Origin of the sequence: Nocardioides massiliensis (genome assembly GCF_030811215.1) — a bacterium.
GTDB classification, from domain to species: domain Bacteria; phylum Actinomycetota; class Actinomycetes; order Propionibacteriales; family Nocardioidaceae; genus Nocardioides_A; species Nocardioides_A massiliensis.
The window spans coordinates 706,153-728,435 of record NZ_JAUSQM010000001.1; the positions used below are offsets into that span (position 1 = coordinate 706,153).

Here is a 22,283-nt window from a genome sequence, read left to right on the forward strand (position 1 = left end):
CGCTCCCCCAGGTCGAAGGGGGCTGCCTCAGACCCGCAGGCCCATCATCATCGACTCCAGCGCCAGCTGCGGGGGAACGTTGAACTCCAGCAGCTGCTCACGGGCGGTGAAGATCGCGTCGATGCGATGGAGGTGCTGCTCCGGCGACGAGCGGCGTGCCAGCTCGGCGATGTCGTCGCGCAGCTCCTCGTTGACCAGCTGGCCCGGCGCGCCCGTGGCCACGGCGATCACGTCGCGGTAGACCGACACGAGGTCCATCAGGGCCCGGTCGATGACGTCGAGCTGGCGTCGCTTCGCCCGCGTCTTCTGCGCCTTCTCAAGATCGCGCAGCGCCGGCGCGTAGGAGCGTGGCCGACGACCGCGGTCGACCACGCCGTGCACCTCGTCGAGGTCGGACTTCTCCTTGGCGTCGAGCACGGTGGTGATCGCGTCGGCCTCCGCCTTCGACACGTCCACGATCTCGGTGGCAGCGCGCAGGCACGCCCCCATCGAGGTCAGCCGTGCGGGCAGGGCGACGATCCGGTTGCGGCGTACGCGCGCGTCCTCGTCGCGTGCCAGACCGCGCGCGCGGCCGATGTGGCCCTGGCTCGCCCGCGCGGCGTACGCCGCCAGCGCCGGCTCGACGCCGTCGCGGTCGACGAGGTACTGCGCGACCTCCGCCGGGCTCGGCGTCGACAGCACGACGAGGCGGCACCGCGAGCGGATCGTCGGCAGGACGTCCTCGACCGTCGGCGCGCACAACAGCCAGACGGTGCGGTCGGTCGGCTCCTCGATCGACTTCAGCAGCGCGTTGGCGGCCTGCTCGGTGAGCCGGTCGGCGTCCTCGACGATCATGATCTGCCAACGCCTGCCCACCGGGGCGAGGGCGGAGTGGCGCACGAGCTCGCGCACCTCGTCGACGCCGATGGAGAGCTTCTCGGTGCGGGTGACGGTCACGTCGGCGTGGGACCCGGCGAGGACCGTGTGGCACTCATGGCACTCACCACATCCCCCGCTCGGGCACTGCAGCGCGGCCGCGAAGGCGACGGCGGCGTTGGAGCGCCCCGAGCCGGGCGGCCCGGTGAACAGCCAGGCGTGGGACATCTGGTGTCCGCCGGCGGCACGGCTGAGCAGGTCGACGAGCGCGGACTGCCCGACCAGTGAGGACCAGACGTCAGGCATCGTCGCTCGCCTCGACCTGGCCGGAGCGCGTGGCCTGGAGCAGGAGCGGCTCGACCCGGCGGCGGATCTCCTCGCTCACCTCCTCGACCGGTCGGCGGGCATCGATCACGACGTAGTGCTCCGGCTTGGCGGCCGCCATGTGGAGGAACGCCTGGCGCACCCGCTCGTGGAACTCCAGCGACTCGCTCTCGATCCGGTCGCGCCCCTCGAACCGGGACATCCCCTCGGCGGGGTCGACGTCGAGCACGATGGTGAGGTGGGGCCGCAGGTCGCGGGTCGCCCAGCGGGCGACCTTCTCGATCTCGGCCTGCGGCAGGGCACGGCCGGCGCCCTGGTAGGCCAGCGTCGAGTCGACGTAGCGGTCGGTGATCACGACCTCGCTGCGGGCCAGGGCGGGGGCGATCACGGTGTCGACGTGCTCGGCCTTGTCGGCGGCATACAACAGCGTCTCCGTGCGGTCGGACAGGTCGCCGGTCTCGAGCGACAGCACGATCTCGCGCAACCGTCGCCCGACCTCCGTGCCGCCCGGCTGCCGGGTGAGGACCACGGCGTACCCCTCCTCCTCCAGCCAGCGGCACAGCCACTCGGCCTGCGTCGACTTGCCGCCGCCCTCGCCGCCCTCGAGCGCGAGGAAGACGCCCGTGGCGGAGAAGAGCCCAGGGCTGCCGCCGAAGGCGCGCCTCAGGTCGGTGCGCAAAGGGACTCCGGAGCGATCATCCATCTGACGGTAGGAGATGACACCGACAACGGTCATCAGGACGGCCGCGATCAACAGTGTCCATGCCGCGCCGTTGTAGACCAGCACGCGGTCGGTGTTGGGCAGCTGGATGCTGTGCGCCCCGATCAGCCCGGCCACGAGCGGGGCCATGGCCAGCACCACCGACAGCGCCAGACGGATCATGGACCCGACGAAGGCGAAGGTGCGGCCGCGGATCTCGTCGGGGACCTCGAGACCGAGCATCGTGTTGCCGGTGATCCACGCGACGCCGGCGGCGAAGCCGACCAGCACTGTGACCGCCGTGACGACCTCGAGGCTCTGCAGGGCCGCGAGCGGGAACAGCAGCAGCCCGGCGGTCGTCAGCGCGACGCCGAACAACCGCCGGCGCGAGAGTCCCTGCAACAGCCGCGTGCCGCGCCACATGCCGAGGCCGAGACCGAGGAAGACCGCCGCGAAGAGCACGCCGTACGCCGGATCGCCACCACCGAGGTCAGCGACGAACGTGCGCGCCAGCGCGATGACCACGCCGCCGGCGGCGAACGCACCGATGATGCCGACGACGAGGCCCCGCACCAGCGGCGTGCCGCCGACGTACTTCCAGCCGTCGACGACGACCTTCAGGGGGCTCTCGCCGGTCTCCCCTCCGGCCGGCCCACGTGGGATGTCGCGCAGGCGTGCGATGACGATGCCGGAGACGAAGAACGAGACCGCGTTGAACAGCAGCGCGAAGTCCACGGGGTCGGGGGCCAGCCACCCGAACGCGTAGTCGTAGAACTGGCTGCTGAGCGTCAGCGCGGTGAACAGCAGCGCGGCCGGGAGCGCGGAGCCGTACGTCGTCGCGAGGCTGATCTGGTTGGCCGCCTCGAGGCGCGCACGCGGCACGAGGTTGGGCACGGTCGCGTCCTTCGCCGGGCCCCAGACGAGGCTGACCATCTCGATCAGCACGGTCGCGACGAAGACCCACCACAGGCTGCCGACCAGCGGGATGGACAAGAAGAGGGCCGCGCGGACGTAGTCGCCCCAGATGAGCACCGTCCGGCGGTCGAGGCGGTCGGCGAACCAGCCCGCGATGGGCCCCATCACCAGCGCCGGCAGCACCCGCATGAGGAGCACTCCGGCGATCGCGAAGTTGGCCAGGGCGTACTCGTCGGCTCCGCCGAGGACAGCGGCCAGCTCCCCGGACTGCTGGTTGGCGAGGGCGGTGAGCGCGAGCAGCCCGATCCAGTCGCCGAGGCTCGAGAGGCCCAGGCCGATCCACAGGTTGCGGAAGTCGCGGTACTTGAGGACCGCGGTCAGCGAGTGCGTCGAGGCAGCGCTGATCTCGGTCACGGGGTCACTCTAGGGCTCAGCCCTTCTTGGCCGCCTTCGTGGTGGTGGACTTCTTGGCGGCCGACTTCGTCGCCTTCTTCGCGGCCTTCTTCGTCGTCTTCTTTGTCGTCTTCTTCGCGGACTTCTTGCCGCCCTTCTTGGCCGGGCCCTTGGCCCGGCGCTCCGCCAGCAGCTCCGCCGCCCGCTCGAGGGTGACCTCCTCGATGGAGTCGTCCTTGCGCAGGGTGGCGTTGTATTCACCGTCGGTGACGTAGGCGCCGAAGCGGCCGTCCTTGACGACGACCGGCTGCCCGGAGACCGGGTCGTTGCCGAGCTCCTTCAACGGTGCCGACGCCGCCGCCCGTCCGCGCTGCTTGGGCTGGGCGTAGATCGCCAGCGCCTCCTCCAGCGTGATCGTGAGCAGCTTCTCCTCGGTGTCGATCGAGCGGGAGTCGGTGCCCTTCTTGAGGTACGGGCCGTAGCGACCGTTCTGGGCGGTGATCTCGTCCCCGGACTCCGGGTCGACGCCGACGACCCGCGGCAGGCTCAACAGCTTCACCGCGTCCTCGAGCGTGACGGTCTCCAGCGACATCGACTTGAACAGCGAGCTCGTGCGGGGCTTGGCCGACTTCGGCGCGTCCTCGGGGAGCACCTCGGTGACGTAGGGACCGTAACGGCCGTTCTTGGCCACGACCGGCAGCCCGGTGTCGGGGTGGTTGCCGAGCTGGGTCTCCTCGCCCGCCGGGTTGGCGAGCAGCTCGACGGCCTTCTCGACGGTCAGCTCGTCGGGAGGCAGGTCCTCGGGCACGTTCGCCCGCTTGGCGTACGCCGTCCCGTCGTCGCCGGGGCCCTCGACGTACGGTCCATAGCGTCCGACGCGCAGGTGGATGCCGCTGTCGGGATCGCCGACAGCGAAGGTCGCCAGCTCCTTGGCGTCGATCTCACCGAGCTCGGTGACCAGCCGCTTGAGGCCCTCGACGTCGCCGCTGCCGAAGTAGAACTCCGCCAGCTCGGTGTTGCGGTCACGCCGGCCGGCCGCGATCTCGTCGAGCGCGGCCTCCATCTGGGCGGTGAACTCGTACGACACCAGACGCGGGAAGTGCTCCTCCAGCAGGCGCGTGACCGAGAACGCGATCCACGCGGGCACCAGCGCAGTGCCCTTCTTGTAGACGTAGCCGCGGGCCAGGATGGTGCCGATGATCGAGGCGTACGTCGAGGGGCGCCCGATCTCGCGCTCCTCCAGCTCCCGGATCAGGGTCGCCTCGGTGTAGCGCGCCGGCGGCTTGGTCTCGTGCCAGGCCGCCTTGAGCGCCGCGGCGTTGACCGTGTCGCCCTCGGCGACGTTGGGCAGCCGCGACTCGCGGTCGTCGGCGTCGGCACCCGGCTCGTCGGTGCTCTCGACGTACGCCTTGAGGAACCCGTGGAAGGTGATGACACGCCCCGAGGCGGCGAACACGCAGTCCTCACCGGACGCCGCCTGCCCGCCGAGGCGGATGGACACCGAGCGGCCCTGGGCGTCCTTCATCTGGGAGGCGACGGTGCGCATCCAGATCAGCTCGTAGAGGCGGAACTCGTCGCCCGAGAGCCGGGTCTGCGCGGGCGTCTGGAACTGCTCGCCGGCGGGCCGGATGGCCTCGTGGGCCTCCTGGGCGTTCTTGACCTTGGAGGCATAGGTGCGGGGGGCGTCGGGGAGGTACTCCGCGCCGTACAGCTCACGCACCTGGTCACGCGCGGCGGCAACGGCCGACGTCGACAGCGTGACCGAGTCGGTACGCATGTAGGTGATGAAGCCGTTCTCGTAGAGCCGCTGCGCGGTCTGCATCGTGCGCGAGGCGCTGAACCCGAGCTTGCGGGAGGCCTCCTGCTGCAACGTCGTCGTCCGGAACGGCGCGTAGGGCTTGCGCGAGTAGGGCTTGGACTCGACCGAGCGGACCTCGAAGGCGGTGTCGGACAGCGCCTGGGTCAGGGCCTCGGCGCGGGCGCGCTCGAGGTGGACGACCTCGCCCTTGGCCGAGCCCTTCAGCTCGCCCTGGGCGGTGAAGCTCGAGCCGGTCGCGACCCGGGAGCCGTCGACGGAGTGCAGCTTCGCGGGGAAGATCCGTTGCTCGTGGCCGCTACCGGCGTCGAAGGAGCCCTCAATGTCCCAGTACGACGCCACCCGGAAGGCGATCCGCTCGCGCTCACGCGCCACGACCAGGCGGGTCGCCACCGACTGGACCCGGCCGGCGGAGAGGCCGGACATGACCTTCTTCCACAGCACCGGGGAGACCTCGTAGCCGTAGAGCCGGTCGACGATGCGCCGCGCCTCCTGGGCCTCGACGAGGTCGTCGTCGATCTGGCGCGGGTTCTCGACCGCGTGCCGGATCGCCGGCTCGGTGATCTCGTGGAAGACCATCCGGTGCACGGGCACCTTCGGCTTGAGCTCGTCGAGCAGGTGCCAGGCGATGGCCTCGCCCTCGCGGTCCTCATCGGTGGCGAGGTAGAGCTCGGAGGCGTCCTTGAGCAGGCTCTTGAGCTTGGCCATGTGGGGCTTCTTGTCGCGCGAGACGACGTAGACCGGCGCGAAGCCGTTGTCGACGTCGACCCCGAGCCGCGCCCAGCTCTGGTCCTTGATCTTGGCCGGGATGTCGGCCGCGCTCTGCGGGAGGTCGCGGATGTGGCCGATGGAGGACTCGACGACGTACTCGTCGCCGAGGAAGCCGCCGATCTTGTTCGCCTTCGTCGGCGACTCCACGATCACCAGCTTCTTGCCGCCCTTGGCGGCGCTCTTGCTCGCCACTGCTGTCCTCTGCTCCCTCAGATCACCGCGGGGACCGACCGGTCCGCCGTACGCCGGACCAGGGGCCCGGGCGTCCTCACGGTAGCGCCTCGCCGTGGAGGTCCCCGCCGGAAGGCTCCAGGTAGCCCTCCTCGACCAGCTCGCGCACCTGCGGGAGGTACGCCGCGAGCACGCCCTCGACGTCGCGCTCGAGCAGGTGGGCCAGTGCAGCCAGGACCTGGTCGACGCTGAGCTCGCCGTCGCACGCACCGACCAGACCGGTGAGCACGGTGTCGACGGTGCGCGCTCGGCGCATCGCGCGCTGCTGGCGCAGCACGATCGTCGACGGGTCGCCGGCCCCCGGCGCGCCGTGGGTCTCCTGGACGACGTCCTCGCGGCGCACCAGGTGCGCGGCGCGCAGGTCCGCGTCGGTCGTCGCCGCGAGCCAGGTGGCGCGACCGTGCCAGGCCTCGACCTCGGGACCGATGGGCTGTTCGACGTCGTGGTGCCACTGCTCGATGCGGCGTACGACGGGCTCGCCCCCGGCCGGTCGGCGCAGGTTGATCCACCCGAACCCGACCCCGGCCACCCCGCGCTGGTCGAGCCATGCGAGCCACGCGGCGTACCGGCGCTCGTAGTCGGCCACGTCGCCACCGGTGCTGGGGTGGTGCCCGGAGTCCTTGAGCCACAGCTCGACGTACTGGGCCGGGTCGAGAACCTCGCGCTGCACGACCCAGGCGGAGAGCCCCGTGTCCTCGATCCAGGACGCGATCCGCTCCTCCCACGCGCGGTCCGACGGCAGCTCCCAGTTGGCCAGGACCTGGCACCACCCGCCGGGGTTGAGGTAGGCCGACACCTCCCGCACGATCCGCTCGACCGCGCCGTCGCCCGGCATGCCGGAGTCGCGGTAGATGAGCAGGTCGGCGGCGTCGGTCGGGGGGCTGATCACGAACGGCGGGTTGGTCAGGACGAGGTCGAAGCGCTCACCGGCGACCGGCGCGAAGAACCCGCCGTCGCGCAGGTCCACCTCGACGGCGTTGAGCCGCGCGGTGAGCCCAGCCAGCGCCAGCGACCGGGCGGTGACGTCGGTGGCGACGACCCGCTGGGCGTGGGCGGCCAAGTGCAGCGCCTGGACGCCGCACCCGGTGCCGAGGTCGAGCGCGGCCCCGACCGGCGTCCGGACGGCCTGGTGGACCAGGGAGGTCGAGGCCGGGCTGATGCCGAGCACGTGGTCGGCGGCGACGGTGGTCGCGATGCCGTCCAGGCCGGGCGTGAGGTCGGAGAGGACCCACAGGTCGCGGGTGTCCTCGCCTTCGCTCGCGGCGTAGGGCCGCAGGTCGACCAGCGCCCGGACCCGGTCGCCCTCGTCGGCGACGATCCCCGCCTCGATCAGCGGGGCCAGCAGGGTGCCGAGGGCTTCGCCGGCGTCGGTGTGGGAGACCGGTCGCTGCATGAGCCACAGCTGCGCGAGCGTGCCCGCCGCGCCACCCGGGCCGGCGAGCAGTCCCGGGGTCGTCTCGTTGCGCTGCAGGGCGGCGTACGCCCGCTCGCCCAGCTGCTCCGTGATGCCGTCGACGGTGTAGCCGACCTCGGCCAGGCGGGCGCGCAGCGCCGTCAGCACGTCGTCGGTCAGCGGGTCGGTGAGGATCGGAGGAAGCACGGCCGCGAGCGTACGTCGTACCCCGGTCCAGGCCGGGTCGACGGCCGGACTGTGTACACGAACTTGCGCGACACGCCGACGGGAACGTGTACAAGGTGCCAGTTTCACTACACGTGTAGCGAAACTGGCACCCTGTAGCGGTTCGTCAGAGGGTGGGGGCGGTGGGCGTCGGCTCCCTGTGGTCCCCGGGGGCGGCGGGAGGCGCGTCGTCGCCGATGACCACGCTGCGCCGCTTCGAGATGACGATCGCGGCGGCGATGATCGCGACGCAGACGAGCGCGATGACGATCCGCAGCGAGGTGTTGGAGTCCTCGCCGTAGGTCATCTGCACCACGGCCGCGGCCACGAGCAGCGCGACCAGGTTCATCACCTTGAGCAGCGGGTTGATGGCCGGGCCGGCGGTGTCCTTGAACGGGTCGCCGACGGTGTCGCCGATGATCGTGGCCTCGTGGGCCTGGGAGCCCTTGCCGCCGTGGTGGCCGTCCTCGACCAGCTTCTTGGCGTTGTCCCACGCACCGCCGGAGTTGGCGAGGAAGACCGCCATCAGGGTGCCCGCGCCGATCGAGCCGGCGAGGAAGGCGCCCAGCGGGCCCGGGCCGAGGCCGAAGCCGACCGCGATCGGGGTGAGGATCGCCAGCAGACCGGGCGTGGCCAGCTCCCGCAGCGAGTCCCGCGTGCAGATGTCGACGACCTTGCCGTACTCCGGACGCCCGGTGCCCTCCATGATCCCGGGGATGTCGCGGAACTGGCGGCGCACCTCGAAGACCACGGCGCCGGCGGCGCGACCGACGGCGCTGATCAGCAAGCCGGAGAAGAGGAAGACCGTCGCGGCGCCGATGAGCAGACCCACCAGGTTGGCGGGGTCGGCGACGTTGAGGACGCCGAACAGCGCGAGCAGCTCGTTGCTGCCCAGGTCGGCGTCCTGCATGCCCTCCAGGTCCTGGGAGGCACCCACGATCGCGTCGCTGAAGGCGCCGAACAGCGCCGTCGCGGCGAGCACGGCGGTCGCGATGGCGATGCCCTTGGTGATCGCCTTGGTGGTGTTGCCGACCGCGTCGAGCTCGGTGAGGATCGCCGCCGCCTCACCGTCGACGTCGCCGGACATCTCCGCGATGCCCTGGGCGTTGTCGGAGACGGGCCCGAAGGTGTCCATCGCGACGATGACGCCGACGGTGGTGAGCAGACCACAGCCGGCCAGCGCCACCGCGAAGAGCGCCACCGTCACCGATGCCCCGCCGACGAGGAACGCGCCGAAGACCGCGGCGCCGATCACGAGCGCGGTGTAGACCGCCGACTCCAGACCGAGCGACATGCCCGAGAGGATCACGGTGGCCGGCCCCGTCAGTGACGTCTTGCCGACGTCCTGGGTGGGCCGGTTCTCGGTGCCGGTGTAGTAGCCGGTGAGGGCGAGGATCGCCGCCGCGAGCACGATGCCGATGAGCACCGACAGGGTGGCGATGAGCGCCGGGTTGCCGTCGAGACCAGCCGACCCCACCCCGATCACCGACTCGATCAACGAGCCGCCCTCGGGCAGGTCGGTCAGCCCGTCGAAGTCGGTCGGCAGGTAGACGAACGCCGCGATCGAGCACGCCACCGCCGAGACCGCGGCGGAGATGTAGAAGGCGCGGTTGATGGTGGTCAGGCCGTTCTCCCCGACGCGGGGGCGGCACAGGTAGATGCCGAGGATCGCGGTGAGCGCACCGATCGCCGGGACGATCAGCGGGAACACCAGACCCTCGGCGCCGAAGGCGACCTTGCCGAGGATCAGCGCGGCGACGAGGGTCACGGCGTACGACTCGAAGAGGTCCGCGGCCATGCCGGCGCAGTCGCCCACGTTGTCACCGACGTTGTCGGCGATCGTCGCGGCGTTGCGCGGGTCGTCCTCGGGGATGTTGTTCTCGACCTTGCCGACCAGGTCGGCGCCGACGTCGGCGGCCTTGGTGAAGATGCCACCGCCGACGCGCATGAACATCGCCAGCAGGGCGGCGCCGAAGCCGAAGCCCTCGAGGACCGTGGGCGCGTCGCTCCTGTAGATGATGACGACGACCGCGGCCCCGAGCAGACCCAGGCCGACGGTGGCCATGCCGACCACGCCACCGGTGCGGAACGCGACCCGCATCGCCGGGTCGCGACCCTCGTCGCGCGCAGCGGCCGCCACGCGGACGTTGGCGCGGACGGCGAGCCACATGCCGAGGTAGCCGATGGCGGCGGAGAAGCCCGCACCGACGAGGAAGAACAGGGAGCGACCGATCCGGACCGACGTGTCGTCGGCCGGCAGGACGAGGAGGAACAGGAAGGCGATGACGGCGAACACGCCGAGCGTGCGGAACTGGCGAGCCAGGTAGGCCGCAGCGCCCTCCTGGACCGCGAGGCCGATGGCCTTCATGCTCTCGGTGCCGTCCGGAGCGGCGAGGACCTCCGCCCGGAACCGGATGGCCATGGCGACCGCCACGAGGGCGATCACCCCCACGACCACCACGAGGGTGAGATTGCCGCCGGTCAGGTCGACGTCCGTGCTGCTGGCAGCCAGGACGTGGCCGTGGAACCCGTTCAAATGGTCCTCCTCGTGCCCGCGCCGAGTGCCGAACGGCGACTCACCCGCCTGCAGCGTGGATGGACCCCGTCCCTGGCTCCCCGGGCGTGTGCCCGGGGCGGAGCGCCCGCACTCGACTGTGTGATGTGGGTTACTCCACCGGGCCGCACACTCTCACGCCCGTGCGGGGAACGGAAGCACTGTGGGTGACGCGTGTCACACAGCGGACGCCGAAGCGCGCCGCCGCTCGCCCAGGATCGCGGGCGTGCGACGACGTGGTGCAGCGTCGAGAGCCTCAGCAGGAGGTCACAAGGACCCCGAGCTCAGTCAGACAGGCTCAATCAGGCGGGCTCACTCAGCAGCGAGTGCCGACTCCTGGCTGTCGTGGATCGTGAAGACCTTGGCCAGGCCGGTGATCCGGAAGATCTTGAGCAGCCGCTCCTGGGTGCAGATCAGCTGCATCGTGCCCTCGTGGCCACGGACCTTCTTCAGTCCGCCCACCAGGACGCCGAGGCCGGTCGAGTCGAGGAAGTCGACCTTCTCCATGTCGACGACGAGGTGGTACTTGCCCTCGGCGACGAGGTCGCTGATGGCATCCCGCAGCTTGGGCGCGGTGTAGACGTCGATCTCACCACCCACTTCGAGGATGGTGCGGCCTTCGCTCTCGCGGGCGTCGAGTGACAGGTCCACTCTCTACTCCTCCGTGTCTGGTCGCTCCCGTTGGGGGGCAGGCGGCCCCATCATTGCACCGTCGGCCCACACGGCTCCACCGGAGGTTCGCGCAACCCCCTGTCGGCGCGCTTTGTCACACTGGATCGGTGCCCGGATCCTCTGCTCTCGCGGCCGTCCCGTCCGGGACGGTGGGCGAGCGCGTGCTCGCCCGCGCCGGGGACCGCGTCGTCCACCGCCGGGTGCTGCCGCCGCGTGCGGCGCGCGCCACCGACTGGCCCGCCTGGGTGCCGCCGACGTTGCGCACGGCGTACGCCGCCTGCGGGGTGCAGACGCCCTGGATCCACCAGGCCGAGGCCATGGAGCACGCCCACGCCGGCCGGCACGTCGTCCTGTCGACGGGTACGGCGTCGGGGAAGTCGCTCGCCTACCAGGTCCCCGCGCTCACGGCCGTGCTCGAGGCCCGGCGGGCGCGCAACCGCCGCGGCGCCGGCGTGCTCTACATCGCGCCCACCAAGGCCCTGGCCCAGGATCAGCTCGCCGCCCTGCTCGCCCTCGACGTGCCCGCGTTGGCCGCGACGACGTACGACGGCGACACCCCGCGCGAGGCACGCACCTGGGCCCGCGACCACGGCGAGTTCCTGCTGACCAACCCCGACATGCTGCACCGCTCGCTGCTGCCCGGGCACGAGTCGTGGGCGAGGTTCCTCGGGATGCTGCGCTACGTCGTGGTCGACGAGTGCCACCACTACCGCGGCGTCTTCGGCGCCCACGTCGCCCACGTGCTGCGGCGCCTACGGCGGATCTGTCGCCTCTACGGCTCCGACCCGACCTTCGTGCTGGCCTCGGCCACCGTGGCCGAGCCCGCGACGTCGGCGTCGCGGCTGGTCGGCGCCCCGGTCCTCGCCGTCACCGACGACGGCTCGCCCCGCGGTCCGCTCACCCTGGCGATGTGGGAGCCGCCCCTCACGCCGGGCCTCGGCGAGAACGGCGCCCCCGTACGCCGCCCGGCCGGCGCCGAGGCCGCCGACGTCCTCACCGACCTGGTGGTCGACGGGGTCCGCACCCTGGCCTTCTCCCGGTCCCGGCGCGGCGTCGAGACCATCGCCCTGTCCGCGCAGCGCGCGCTCGCCGAGGTCGACCCGGTGCTGCGCGGCCGGGTGGCGGCCTACCGGGGCGGCTACCTGCCGGAGGAGCGGCGCGCGCTCGAGCAGCGCCTGCGCTCGGGCGACCTGCTGGGCCTGGCGGCGACCAACGCCCTGGAGCTCGGCATCGACGTGTCCGGTCTCGACGCCGTGCTCGTGACCGGCTATCCCGGCACGCGCGCCGCGTTCTGGCAGCAGGTCGGGCGGGCGGGGCGGGGAGGGCAACAGGCCCTCGGTGTCTTCGTGGGCCGCGACGACCCGCTCGACACCTACCTCCTCGGCCACCCCGACGCCCTCCTCGGCGCCCCCGTCGAGGCGACGGTCTTCGACGTGGAGAACCCCTACGTCGTCGGCCCACACCTGTGCGCCGCCGCGCAGGAGGTGCCGCTGACGCCCGCCGACGTCGCGGCCTACGGCCCCACCGCGCACGACGCGGTCGAGGCGCTGGCCGGGGCCGGACTGCTGCGCTGGCGCGACCTGGCGAAGCGCCCGGGGTGGTACTGGACCGATCGCCAGCGCGCCTGCGACCTCGCCGACATCCGGTCCTCAGGTGGCGCGGAGGTCCGGCTGCTCGAGAGTGGGACCGGCCGGGTGGTCGGGACGGTGTCGGGCGCCGCGGCGCACGCCCAGGCCCACCCGGGCGCGGTCTATCTGCACGCCGGCGAGAGCTGGGTGGTCGACGAGCTCGACCTGGCCGACGGCGTTGCGGTCATGCACCGTGACGAGCCGACCCACACCACCACGGCCCGTGAGGTCACCGACATCACCATCCTCGACGTCCACGAGCAGGTGCGCTGGGGAGCGGCCACGGTCGCGACCGGCCGGGTGCGGGTCACCTCGCAGGTGGTGGCCTACCTCGTGCGCGACATCGCCTCGGGTGCCGTGCTCGCCGAGAACCCGCTCGACCTCCCGCCTCGCGAGCTCGAGACCACGGCGGTGTGGTGGTGCCTGCCCGACGAGGTCGTCGCCGAGGCGGGCATCTCGGCGGTCGAGCTGCCGGGCGCGGTCCACGCCGCGGAGCACGCCGCGATCGGGCTGCTGCCCCTGTTCGCGACCTGCGACCGGTGGGACATCGGCGGCGTCTCGACGGCCCTGCACCCCGACACCGCCATGACGACGGTGTTCGTCCACGACGGTCACCCCGGGGGCGCCGGGTTCGCGGAGCGCGGCTACGCCGTCGCGCCGGCGTGGCTGCGCGCGACCCGGGAGGCGATCGCGCAGTGCGGCTGTCCCGACGGGTGCCCGTCGTGTGTGCAGTCGCCCAAGTGCGGCAACGGCAACCACCCGCTCGACAAGGCCGCCGCGCTCGCGGTCCTCGACGTGTTGTTGGAGCACGCGCCGGTCGGGGTATGACACGCCCGACCCCTCCCGCGTTCCACCGCGGGCCTGCGCAAAGGAGCTCGGCGTGCTCGCACTCGGCTTGATCCTCATCATCGTGGCGGCCCTGGTCGTCTTGACCGTGCTCTTCGGCGCCAACAACGCCTCGATCACCTTCGACCTGACGTTGTTCGACGTGCAGACGACCCCGTTGGGCGTGTTCTTGATGGGCGCCGCGACGCTCCTGGTGCTGGTGACCGGGCTGGCGCTGGTGCAGCGCGGCACCCGCAGCCAGCTGCAGCTGCGCCGGGACCGCAAGGAGCTCGCGCGACTGCACGCCCGCGAGGGACGCACCGGCGACGCCGGTGGCGCCACCGGCACCACGAGCAGCCCGACCACGGCGGAGCGCACGACGGCCACGGAGCCGGGCGGCGAGCACCGCCGTCCCCTGCCGGGCGAGGAGCCCGGCGCCCCGGAGGAGGGGCGCCGCCCGCCGGTGTGAACCACCGGCTGGACGGGCTGCGGACCGGCGGTCAGCCGGCCGGCCCCGCCCGCGCGTGGGCGGGGATCGCGAAGCGCCCCACCAGGCCCTCGCCGTGGTGGGCGACGCGGATGAGCACGTCCCGGTCCGACTGTGCGCACTCCATCAGCGAGGCGCGGTTGCGCTCGGCGACCTGAGCAGCGACAACGCAGGGATCGCGACCCTGCTGGAGCGCCTCCGCGCCGGCGAGCGCTGCGAGGTCGGCCGCGGACTCCATCTGCCGGCGTACGACGAAGACGCCCGCGAGCACGGTGATCGCCAGCACCGTCACCGTCAGCACGGCGACCAGCACGACCGCATAGACGGTGGCTGCTCCGCGCTCGGGCGCCACGGGTGACGTACGCGCGGGCGACCCCGACCGGGGCAGGGCGAGCGTCGTCATCCGGGACCACCGGAGGCCTCGGCCGCCGTGACCGCCTCGGCGGCCAGGGTCGGGCGCGGGAGGAACTGCAGGAACCTCGGCACCGACGGCTGGGCCCGCACGGTGACCGCGACGAGCCCGTCGCGGGTGTCGAGCTCGAATCGCGCGCCCTCCGGCGCGACGCGCCGACCCTGCGCCCAGGCCGCCTCGACCGGGTCGTCACGCGCGATGGCGCGCGCGGTCTCGCGGGCGGAGTCGACGAGGCGCACCTGGGTCAGCACCAACCCGGAGAGCCACACGAGTGCCAACGTGACCAGCACCAGGACCGGCAGCACCATCGCCGCCTCGGCAGTGACACTGCCGCGCGCTCCCCGGCCGGTGCGCGGCAGTCGGGAGCGGACGAACGGGATGTCGGGTCTCACCGGGCCTCCAGTCGTGGCGCCGTGCGCCGCGGGTCGTGGGACGAAGCGCTGGAGGCCGGTGCCGGCGGGCCTCACCCACCGGCACCGGCACGCAGTGTGAACGGGGCCGCGCGCATCGAGCGCGCGGGACGCTCAGAAGAACGACTTGATCAGGCCCATCACCAGGTCGAAGATCATCTTGAGCAGCGCCTGGCCGCCCTCGCTGGTGAGGAACTTGATCAGCACACCGGCGAAGCCGACGGCGCCGGCGGTCGCGACGGCGTACTCGGCCGTGGCCGATCCCCGCTCCGAGCGGGCTCGAGCGGTGCGGCCCGCGTGGGCAGCGAGGATGCCGGTGCCGAGCCGGCGGTTGCGGGCGACGGGTGCGTGGGTCATGACGTACTCCTCGTGTCGGACCGTCCGCCCACGAGCTCGCGGGCCGGACGGGTCGGTGTCGTGTTGATGCACCGACCTTCGTCCGGTTGCGCCTGCCCCGTGTCGCCTCAGCCGTCCGCTGGGGACGAACCCGCTCGGAGCTCTGCCTGGGGACCGGCGACGGCCCGCCCGGTCCGCCGTCCGGCTGCCGCGCCGCCGACGCTGGAGTGGCGGCTCGCGCTCAGCCGACCGCGCGCCGCGCCTTGGCGATGGTCACGAGTCCACCGACCGCGGTTGCCAGGCCGCCCAGCATCCCGCCGACCACGCCGCCCTGGACCATGCCACCCCAGACCCCTTCGCTCGGTCGCTGCGTCGGCGCGGCGACCAGCGGGCCGTCGGCATACACCGTCACCGCCATCGCGGCGAAGACCAGCACCACCAGCAACCCGATGACCACGGTCGCCACCTGCGTGGAGCGTGCACCGGTCCGCTCCGCCAGCTCGACGGCGTCGACCTGACGGCGCCGCGCGTAGAGCCCGGCTGCGCTCGCTGGGAGGATCGCCAGCATCACGAACAGCAACGGTGCGAGCAGCTGACCGACGACGGCCAGCACCAGCGCGGCGAAGAGCGCGGCGAAGATGCCGATGCTCAGACCGAAGGCGTTCGCCTCCATGAGGACCGCACGCTCGCGCTCGTCGCCGTACGCCCGGTCGACGTCCATCAACCGGTCGGCGAACCTGTCGAACGCCGACCTGGTCGATCCCTTGCCCGACGCCGTGCTCCGTGCCATCACTGCTCCCCTGTCTCGTCCGTCTCGTCGCCGAAGAGCACCTCGACGCTCGTCCCCAGCGCCCGCGCCAACCGCAGGGCGAGATAGACCGAGGGCGCGTAGTCGCCCTGCTCGATCGCGATCACCGTCTGCCGACTCACCCCGACGCCCTCGGCCAGTGCCGCCTGTGACAGGCCGTGATCACGCCGGTGGCGCCGGACGGCGTTGTGCCGCTCGGCGGCGGCGGTGCGGCCGGAGGCACGAGGACCCATGACCGCGATGTTAAGGATCCTTGACACTAGGTGTCAAGGATCCTTGACATTCGTCCCGACGAGACCAGTGCGCTCGGACTGCCCGGGTGCAGTCGGGTCAGCGACCGCCCCCGAAGAGCTCGGTCAGTCCGGCGGCGCCGAGCCCGGCGACGATCATGGGGATCACGCCGACCAGGACGAAGGCGGGGAGCATGCACAGCCCCAGGGGTGCGGCCGCGCGCGTGCTGACGCTGCGGGCCCGCCCCTCCGCCTCGGCACGACGCGTACGCCGCAGGTCCTGGGCGAGGTCGCGCAGGGCAGGCGCAAGCGAGGCGCCGGACTCCGTGGCCCGGGTCAGGGCTCGCCCCAGCGGCGCCCAGTGCGGGTCGGCACTCAGGTCGCGCCACACCTCCACGGGGTCGGCCCCCAGGACGAGCCGGCGACCCAGGACGACGAGGTCCTCCTCGACCGTGCCGCCCCAGGCGCGCCCGACCTGGTCGATCGCCCGATCCGGGGCGGCCCCGGCGGCCAGCCCGGCCGCGACCAGGTCGACGACCGCGGGCAGGGCAGCAGCGAGCTCCTCACGCCGCCGCCGGGCCGACGGCAGCTCCGCCGCCCGGATCATCCGGGTCAGCGCGACGGCGACGGTGACGCCCGCCATCAGCCCGAGCACTCCGCCGATGAGCAGGTAGACCCCGGCACCACCGCCACAGGCCCACCACGGTGCGGTGCGGTGCAACCGGTCCTCGTCGGCGCGTGCCTTGACACCGCCCGCGATGACGGACCCGCCCGGGCCGGGTCCGCTCGCGGACAGAGGTCGCCCGGGCAGGGGCAGACCGGACAGCGCCGCGACGGACAGGCGCCCGGGCGCCGGCACGAGCAGCGCCGTACCCACCGCCAGGACGCCGGCGACGAGGAGGGCCGTCACGGGACGGTCCGCGCGAGCCGCTCGATCCAGGCCACCCCGAGGAAGGCGAACCCCAGACCGACCCCGAGACAGAGGAGTCCCGGCACGGTCTGCAGCAGAAAGCCCCAGGGGTCACCACCGATGCCGGTGCCCAGGCCCAGGACCAGCACCGGCAGCACCGCCATCAGCCGCGCGGTCGCCCGTGCCGACGACAGCTCCGAGGCCACGACCAGCGCGGTCGACCGGTCGGCGCGCAGCGTGCTGGCGAGCTCGTGCAACGTGTCGGCGAGCCCGGCTCCCGAGCGCGAGGACACCTCCCACGCCGCAGCCACCACGCGCAGACCGTCGGCACCCGGCGAGCGCGCGGTGACCCGCAGTGCCGCGGGGACGTCCGCGCCGAGCTCCTCTGCGGCCGCCACCGGGGCCAGCTCCGGCCACTCGCGCGCGGCTTGGCGTAGCGCGTCCCGCGCCGGCCTTCCCGCGGCCAGGTCACCGGCGATCGTCGTGCACGCCTCGATGACCCGCACGGTGGTCTGCTCGGCGAGCCGGCGCTGACGGGTCATCGTGACGAGCGTGCGCACCCCGAGGGCGACGCCGGTCACGACGAGCACGAGCAACGTGGTCGCGAGGTCGGTGACGAGGACGACCGCCCCGACGACGACCACTGTCGGGAGCAGCACCCGCACGGGCTTCCGCCTCCTCGCCGCCGGGCGGGGCAGCACCTGCCGGGCCCGTCCGGTCGCGGATGCCGGGAGCGCGAGCAGCACGCCCACCACCAGGAGGACGACGGCGAGGGCCGCGACCGGGCTCATGGCGCAGCACCCTCCAGGAGCGAGGCGAGCTCGTCGGCACCGACACCGGCCACGACCTCGCCATCCGCCCGGAAGCTCACGGCCGGCACCACCTGCACCCACCCGTCAGGGGTACGCCGGACGACGCCCACCTCCTGCACCCGGCGTACGCCGTCGCGCCCGCGCCCCAGGTGGACCACGACGTCGAGCGCCGAGGCGAGCTGGCTGTGGGCGGCGTCGCGGCCCCATCCCGCCGCCAGCGCGAGACCCTCGATGCGTACCGGCACGTCGGCCGCCGAGTTGGCGTGGACCGTCCCGCACCCGCCCTCGTGACCGGTGTTCATCGCGGCGAGCATGTCGGTCACCTCGGCGCCCCGGACCTCGCCGACGACGAGGCGGTCCGGGCGCATCCGCAGCGCCTGGCGGACCAGGTCCTGGACGGTGACCTGCCCGGCGCCCTCGAGGTTGGCCGGACGCGCCTCGAGGCCCACCACGTGCGGGTGGTCGGGACGCAGCTCGCTGGCGTCCTCGACCAGCACCAGGCGCTCTGCAGGATCGGCGACCGAGAGCAGCGCGGACAGCAGTGTCGTCTTCCCGGTGCCCGTGCCCCCGCTGACGAGGAAGGCCCGCCGTGACCCGACGAGCAGCCGCAGGACCCGCGCGCCGGCCGGTGGCAGCGTCCCGCTGGCCACGAGCTCGTCGAGGGTGAAGACCCGGTTGCGGGGAACCCGCAGCGAGAGCGTCGTGCCGGGACGGGCCAGCGGTGCCAGGACGGCGTGGAACCGCGTGCCGTCCTGCAGGCGTACGTCGACGTACGGCGTGGCATCGTCGAGACGTCGTCCGCCCGCGGCGGCGAGCCGCTGGGCCAGCCGTCGGACGGCCGCGTCGTCGCTGAGGCGCACCTCGGAGCGCTCCAGTCCTCGTCCGCGGTCGAGGTAGACCTCGTCGGGACCGTTGACGAGGACGTCGGTGACGCCCGGCGTGCGCAGCAGTGGCTCGAGCACCCCGGCGCCGGTGACGTCGCGGGTCAGCGCGTCGTGGACGGCCAGCACCGTCGCGTCGCCCACCGGATCGCCGGACTCGCGCAGGGCGGCGGCGACCCGGGCCGGGCTCAGGCCGCTGCCTTCGCGGGCCAGCCGCGCCCGCACCGTCTCGACGAGCTCCGCGACCGCGCTTCCGCCCTCGCGATCGGCGCGCATCACGCCGCCTGCGCGGCCCACGAGGCGTGCGCCCGCTCGAGGACCGCACGCGCCACCCGCTCGAGCAGCCGGCCGCCGGCCCGTAGCGCACCGCCACCGAGATCGACCACCTCGGGCAGCCGTCGCAGCTCGGGCAGGTCGGCGATCAGGGGCACCCCGAGCGCCGCCGCGATCTCCTCCGCCCGCAGGCCCCGACTGCGTCCGCGCGTGACCAGGGCGAGCTCACGGGCATGCAGTCCGAAGACCGTGGCCACGCGATGGGTCGCCGCAGCGGCGGCGACCGTGCGCCCGCCCACGACGACCACCAGGTCACACCGGCCGGCAGCCTCGAGGACGGCGGGGGAGGTCGTGCGCGGCAGGTCGATGACGACGTGGTGGTGGCCGCGCACGGCTGCGGCAAGGACCGTGCGGACGGTCGCGACGTCGGGGCCGGCTCGTTGCGCGTCGAGGGTGGCGAGCCCGGACGGCGGACCCCAGGCGAGGACGCCGAGCTGCTCACGGCGCGGCACCGCATCATGCAACGCGCCGGCACCGAGTCGGCCACGGATCCCCTGCAACCCGTCCCAGCGCAGGCCGTCCTCGCGCTCGAGTCCCAGCACCCGGTCCAGACCGCCGCTCCACGGATCGAGGTCGATCGCGAGGCACGCGCCCTCGCGCGCTGCCGCCTCGCTGACGGCGGCTGCCACGGTGGTGGCTCCGGCTCCCCCGCTGCCGGCGACGACGCCGATGACACGGCCTCGCGGCCCGACGCCGGCGGGCCGGTCGGCGGCGTCGGTGAGGAGCTCGACCAGGGCGCCGTCGTCGTCGGGCAGCACCACGACACCGCGGGCACCAGCAGCGAGCGCGGCGCGGAACAACCCCGGGTCGGGCCCGTCACGGTGCCGGGTCACCACCAGCAGGTCGGAGCGCGCCGGCCAGGCGCCGTCGGCGACCACCGCCGCCACGTCGGACCCGACCAGGACCAGGGCGGCCTCGCGCCAGGTGGACGGCGTACCAGCGGAGTCGGAGACCTCCACCCCGACACCGGCTGCCGCGGCGAGGCGCTGGACGGCCGCACGCAGCTCGGGATCGGCCGTCACCAGCAGGACAGGGACGCTCGCGTGGGGTGCCGGGTCGGGGTCCGGGTGCCGGGAGACGCTCATGACCGCACCCTGCGGGCTCGCCCGACCTCCCGCCGGACCCGCGAGTCCGGCTGGGGACGACACCGCCCCTGGCACCGGTTGGGGACGGCGGACGGTCACGCCGGTCGGTGGCGCACGCCGCGTGGCCCTATCGTGGAGCCATGGCCCGTGCGACCGCGGCATTCTTCGACCTCGACAAGACCATCATCGCGAAGTCGAGCACGCTCGCGTTCAGCAAGCCGTTCCAGGCCGGCGGACTGATCTCCCGCGGCGCGATGCTGCGCTCGGCGTACGCCCAGTTCGTCTATCTCGTCGGGGGCGCCGACCACGACCAGATGGAGAAGCTGCGCTCCTTCATGTCCGAGCTCACCGCCGGGTGGGACGTCGCGACCGTGCGCGAGATCGTCGCCGACACGCTGCACAACGTCGTCGAGCCGCTGGTGTACGACGAGGCGGTCTCGCTGATCGAGGAGCACGGCCTGGCCGGTCGCGACATCGTGATCGTGTCGACGTCGGGCGCCGACGTGGTCGAGCCGATCGGCGAGCTGCTCGGCGCCGACACCGTCGTGGCCACGCAGATGGAGATCGTCGACGGCAAGTACACCGGTGAGATCAGCTACTACGCTTACGGGGAGCAGAAGGCGGTCGCGATCCGCGAGCTCGCCGAGCAGCACGGCTACGACCTCGCGCAGTGCTACGCCTACAGCGACTCCATCACCGACGTGCCCATGCTGGAGGCGGTCGGTCACCCGCACGCCGTCAACCCCGACCGCGACCTGCGCAAGGTGGCGACCGAGCGGGGCTGGCCGATCCTGGTCTTCTCGCGCCCGGTCGCGCTGCGTCCCCGCGTCCCCCTGCCGCCCACCAAGCCGACGCTCACCGCGCTCGCGCTCGGTGGTGCGGCGCTGGGCGGCGCGCTCTGGTGGGGATCGCGGCGCCGCGTCGACGGCGCCTGACCGAGCTCACGACGTACCGAAAACCCCCGTGGCGCTTGGGTTCTGATCGTTCGGGGCCACAACGACGACGGTTCTGTCAACAGCAGAGTGGGGCAGGGAAGTCAAGTCTTGCGAACCCCGGGAGCCCGGCGTACAAAGGACTCAGAACTCAACAGACGTACACATGAGCCAGGTACCCACGCGGCGATCTCCCTTCGTTGAGGGCGTCGTCCTCGGGCTTGTCCCGCGGCGACTTATGGAGACAGTGCACGCTTGGTAGCCAGGTCTCATGTGTCAGCAAGGAGCGTCGCAACTCAAGCAGTGCGGCGCTCCTTCGCTGCGTTCTGGGACGGCGCGTGCGGATCCCGCGCCGATCGCACCTGCACCATCTGCACCCCTCGTCGAACGAAACCGGGCGTTCGGGGCGGCAGTTTCGTTCGACCCTTCGATACGCCTCGTCCCTCGGCTACTCAGGACAGGCAAGCGGGCGTGTCGTTAGTCGGGCGGCCCTTCGATATGCCTCGTCCCTCGGCTACTCAGGACGAGTGAAACTGCCGCGCCGCTCAACCGCGCAGGGGGGAGGCCTCGACGCCGGCGGTGTAGGCCTCGACGGCGTAGAGCAGCCAGGCGTGCACGCCGGCCTGCCCGCCGTCGCGGTAGCCGCGCAGGTTGGACTCGTACGCCGGGCGCAGGCGCAGGTGGCCGGCCTCGGGGACGATCACGGAGGTGGGGTCGACGCCACGGGCGACCAGGACCAGGCGCTCGGCGGCGCGGGCGACGATGCCGTTGTGGGAGCCGAAGGGTGCGCCGGTGGCGATCTCGGCGTGCACGACGGCGGCGACCAGCAGCGCGGGCGCCTCGGTCGGGCCGGTGAGGGCGCGCGCGAGCGTGGTGAGCGCGCCGGCAGCGTCGGCGTCGCGCGGGCGTCCGAGCCGCTCGTCGGGCAGGTCGCCGGCGCCGGCGAGGGTGTGGATGCGGGCGAAGGCCTGCAGGGGTGCGGTGTCGAGCAGCGGCGCGAGGCCGAGCAGCTCGGCGCTGACCCGTACGGCGGCGCGGGCGACGTCGTCGGCAGCGCCGTCGCGCGCCTGCTCCAGCGACGAGCCCGACCCCTCGAGCACGGCGCTGGCGTGGGCGCCGACGAGCAGCGACTCCCCCGTCTGCTCGGGTCGCGTGCGTCGCAGACCGCGGTCGCGCAGCAGTGCGTCGATGCCGTCGCGACAGCCGGCGTACGCCGAGGGAACACCGTCGAGACGCAGCAGCGCCCCCAACGGGTCCGAGCGCGAGTCGGCGGGGGAAGAGGCGGCGCTGGCGGGACCGGTCACGGGCGCCAGGCTATCGGTGCCACATCGGGTAGCCTCGCGCC

The 22,283-nt window shown here is 72.9% G+C and carries 19 protein-coding genes; 3 read left to right on the forward strand and 16 right to left on the reverse strand.

Translation table 11 applies throughout. The features are described from left to right. Positions 1-27: 27 nt before the first annotated feature. From J2S59_RS03615 to J2S59_RS03640, 6 genes are all read right to left on the reverse strand, one after another. Complete coding sequence (locus J2S59_RS03615; protein WP_068119326.1) at positions 28-1,161, reverse strand: DNA polymerase III subunit delta'; 1,134 nt, start codon at positions 1,159-1,161, stop codon at positions 28-30. Then, on the reverse strand, positions 1,154-3,208 hold the full coding sequence (tmk, locus tag J2S59_RS03620) for a dTMP kinase (RefSeq protein WP_306824819.1): 2,055 nt from the start codon (positions 3,206-3,208) through the stop codon (positions 1,154-1,156). Before tmk ends, J2S59_RS03615 begins: the two co-directional genes overlap by 8 nt. A 16-nt stretch (positions 3,209-3,224) precedes the next feature. Then, positions 3,225-5,966, reverse strand: a complete 2,742-nt coding sequence (gene topA / locus J2S59_RS03625; protein WP_068116805.1) for a type I DNA topoisomerase — start codon at positions 5,964-5,966, stop codon at positions 3,225-3,227. A gap of 76 nt (positions 5,967-6,042) precedes the next feature. Further along, positions 6,043-7,605, reverse strand: coding sequence for a DUF7059 domain-containing protein (locus J2S59_RS03630; protein WP_246360078.1), 1,563 nt, complete (start codon positions 7,603-7,605; stop codon positions 6,043-6,045). 145 nt (positions 7,606-7,750) lie between these two features. Beyond that, positions 7,751-10,159 carry a sodium-translocating pyrophosphatase gene (locus J2S59_RS03635; RefSeq protein ID WP_181641477.1) on the reverse strand — a complete coding sequence of 803 codons (2,409 nt, stop codon included), beginning with the start codon at positions 10,157-10,159 and terminating at the stop codon, positions 7,751-7,753. Between the two features lie 330 nt (positions 10,160-10,489). Continuing rightward, complete coding sequence (locus J2S59_RS03640; protein ID WP_068116807.1) at positions 10,490-10,828, reverse strand: STAS domain-containing protein; 339 nt, start codon at positions 10,826-10,828, stop codon at positions 10,490-10,492. 128 nt (positions 10,829-10,956) lie between these two features. On the opposite strand from J2S59_RS03640, the gene J2S59_RS03645 reads away from it, so the two are divergent. Further along, a complete protein-coding gene (locus J2S59_RS03645; RefSeq protein WP_181641478.1) occupies positions 10,957-13,305 on the forward strand; it encodes a DEAD/DEAH box helicase in 2,349 nt (782 codons plus the stop codon). Positions 13,306-13,357: 52 nt separating this feature from the next. Next, positions 13,358-13,771, forward strand: coding sequence for a LapA family protein (locus J2S59_RS03650; RefSeq protein ID WP_068116817.1), 414 nt, complete (start codon positions 13,358-13,360; stop codon positions 13,769-13,771). 31 nt (positions 13,772-13,802) lie between these two features. On the opposite strand, the gene J2S59_RS03655 is transcribed toward J2S59_RS03650, so the two are convergent. The 9 genes from J2S59_RS03655 to ssd all read right to left on the reverse strand — a co-directional run bounded on the left by J2S59_RS03655 (position 13,803) and on the right by ssd (position 20,006). Further along, positions 13,803-14,192 carry an Rv3654c family TadE-like protein gene (locus J2S59_RS03655; RefSeq protein WP_068116818.1) on the reverse strand — a complete coding sequence of 130 codons (390 nt, stop codon included), beginning with the start codon at positions 14,190-14,192 and terminating at the stop codon, positions 13,803-13,805. Further along, entirely contained in the window at positions 14,189-14,593 is a 405-nt protein-coding gene (locus J2S59_RS03660) for a TadE family type IV pilus minor pilin (protein WP_246360080.1), read from the reverse strand. The genes J2S59_RS03655 and J2S59_RS03660 overlap by 4 nt, the downstream gene beginning before the upstream one ends. Positions 14,594-14,725: 132 nt before the next feature. Continuing rightward, positions 14,726-14,968, reverse strand: a complete 243-nt coding sequence (locus tag J2S59_RS03665; RefSeq protein ID WP_068116819.1) for a DUF4244 domain-containing protein — start codon at positions 14,966-14,968, stop codon at positions 14,726-14,728. Positions 14,969-15,188: 220 nt separating this feature from the next. Next, on the reverse strand, positions 15,189-15,737 hold the full coding sequence (locus J2S59_RS03670) for a hypothetical protein (RefSeq protein ID WP_068116820.1): 549 nt from the start codon (positions 15,735-15,737) through the stop codon (positions 15,189-15,191). Then, positions 15,737-15,988: a helix-turn-helix transcriptional regulator gene (locus J2S59_RS03675; RefSeq protein ID WP_068116821.1), complete on the reverse strand. Its 252-nt coding sequence runs from the start codon at positions 15,986-15,988 to the stop codon at positions 15,737-15,739. Before J2S59_RS03675 ends, J2S59_RS03670 begins: the two co-directional genes overlap by 1 nt. A gap of 97 nt (positions 15,989-16,085) precedes the next feature. Next, complete coding sequence (locus tag J2S59_RS03680; protein WP_068116823.1) at positions 16,086-16,895, reverse strand: type II secretion system F family protein; 810 nt, start codon at positions 16,893-16,895, stop codon at positions 16,086-16,088. Then, a complete protein-coding gene (locus tag J2S59_RS03685) occupies positions 16,892-17,686 on the reverse strand; it encodes a type II secretion system F family protein (protein ID WP_068116825.1) in 795 nt (264 codons plus the stop codon). The genes J2S59_RS03680 and J2S59_RS03685 overlap by 4 nt, the downstream gene beginning before the upstream one ends. Continuing rightward, positions 17,683-18,864, reverse strand: coding sequence for a TadA family conjugal transfer-associated ATPase (locus J2S59_RS03690; RefSeq protein WP_068116849.1), 1,182 nt, complete (start codon positions 18,862-18,864; stop codon positions 17,683-17,685). Before J2S59_RS03690 ends, J2S59_RS03685 begins: the two co-directional genes overlap by 4 nt. Further along, positions 18,864-20,006, reverse strand: coding sequence for a septum site-determining protein Ssd (gene ssd / locus J2S59_RS03695; RefSeq protein ID WP_068116830.1), 1,143 nt, complete (start codon positions 20,004-20,006; stop codon positions 18,864-18,866). Before ssd ends, J2S59_RS03690 begins: the two co-directional genes overlap by 1 nt. Before the next feature lie 140 nt (positions 20,007-20,146). On the opposite strand from ssd, the gene J2S59_RS03700 reads away from it, so the two are divergent. After that, positions 20,147-20,941 carry an HAD family hydrolase gene (locus J2S59_RS03700; RefSeq protein ID WP_068116831.1) on the forward strand — a complete coding sequence of 265 codons (795 nt, stop codon included), beginning with the start codon at positions 20,147-20,149 and terminating at the stop codon, positions 20,939-20,941. A gap of 542 nt (positions 20,942-21,483) precedes the next feature. Here the strand turns inward: J2S59_RS03700 and J2S59_RS03705 are convergent. Further along, positions 21,484-22,242, reverse strand: coding sequence for a Fic family protein (locus tag J2S59_RS03705; RefSeq protein WP_246360081.1), 759 nt, complete (start codon positions 22,240-22,242; stop codon positions 21,484-21,486). Positions 22,243-22,283: the final 41 nt, after the last annotated feature.

Coding starts and splice junctions, on each gene's coding strand:
- J2S59_RS03615 (WP_068119326.1), bottom strand. CDS start 1,161: ATGCCTGACGTCTGGTCCTCACTGGTCGGGCAGTCCGCGCTCGTCGAC.
- J2S59_RS03655 (WP_068116818.1), bottom strand. CDS start 14,192: ATGACGACGCTCGCCCTGCCCCGGTCGGGGTCGCCCGCGCGTACGTCA.
- J2S59_RS03665 (WP_068116819.1), bottom strand. CDS start 14,968: ATGACCCACGCACCCGTCGCCCGCAACCGCCGGCTCGGCACCGGCATC.
- J2S59_RS03670 (WP_068116820.1), bottom strand. CDS start 15,737: ATGGCACGGAGCACGGCGTCGGGCAAGGGATCGACCAGGTCGGCGTTC.
- J2S59_RS03675 (WP_068116821.1), bottom strand. CDS start 15,988: ATGGGTCCTCGTGCCTCCGGCCGCACCGCCGCCGCCGAGCGGCACAAC.
- J2S59_RS03685 (WP_068116825.1), bottom strand. CDS start 17,686: ATGAGCCCGGTCGCGGCCCTCGCCGTCGTCCTCCTGGTGGTGGGCGTG.
- J2S59_RS03690 (WP_068116849.1), bottom strand. CDS start 18,864: ATGCGCGCCGATCGCGAGGGCGGAAGCGCGGTCGCGGAGCTCGTCGAG.
- ssd (WP_068116830.1), bottom strand. CDS start 20,006: ATGAGCGTCTCCCGGCACCCGGACCCCGACCCGGCACCCCACGCGAGC.
- J2S59_RS03700 (WP_068116831.1), top strand. CDS start 20,147: ATGGCCCGTGCGACCGCGGCATTCTTCGACCTCGACAAGACCATCATC.